This is a genomic window from Amycolatopsis sp. TRM77291 (genome assembly GCF_054166285.1).
The window spans coordinates 1-648 of the sequence record NZ_JBSZHF010000038.1 but is presented as its reverse complement, the minus strand read 5'-3'; the positions used below and the strand labels follow the sequence as shown (position 1 = coordinate 648).

The 648-nt window shown below is 64.8% G+C and carries 1 protein-coding gene and 1 pseudogene; both read right to left on the bottom strand.

All coding sequences use genetic code 11. The features are described from left to right. Positions 1-161, bottom strand: a pseudogene (locus tag ACXIZN_RS43255) (transposase); the annotation flags it as partial. 135 nt (positions 162-296) lie between these two features. Next, complete coding sequence (locus ACXIZN_RS43250; protein WP_457960785.1) at positions 297-581, bottom strand: DUF6881 domain-containing protein; 285 nt, start codon at positions 579-581, stop codon at positions 297-299. Between the last annotated feature and the right edge of the window lie 67 nt (positions 582-648).

Here is a 648-nt window from a genome sequence, read left to right as displayed (position 1 = left end):
GATCGGCTTAAGCCAGCCCAGCGTCTGCCGCGGCCGGTCGTTGAGTTCGTCTGCGATGGCATCGAGTTCGTCCTGCGAATACCCGTCGGTTGCTTTCGGGAGTTCCTTCCGCAGCAATCCATTGGTGTTATCGTGCTGCCGCGTTGCCAGGGTGAGCGTGGACCATCTCGGAAACGGCTCCCAGAGAGACACCGGCGCCACCACCCATCGGCGTTCTCATCAGCGCGGATCACAAAAACCGCCATACCCGTGACCAAAAGCAAAACCGACGGACACAGACCGCCGAACGAAGGCAATCACCGCCCACCGAGCGCGTGCCGCCACGCCCGCTCGAACTCCTCACCGGTGATCCTGGCCGCCACGAACTCCTGCTGCGCGTTGATCTCGGCAAGGGGCGGGACGGGAACCTCACCCAAACCGGTGCCGCCCACCTCGCCCTTCTCGTCGGCCCAACCGACCCTGCCGTCCCGGAACCGCTCCACTTTCCGGCACTCGTAACCATCGGAGCCGACCTCGCTGAGGATCTCCACTGGCTCCTCAGCGAAGTCGTGCGACCACACGACCCGCAGGTACCAACTCATCACGCACCGAGGGTAGGGCCAACCCCCGCACCAACCCACCGGTGCACCGCATTCACCCCACCCCCAC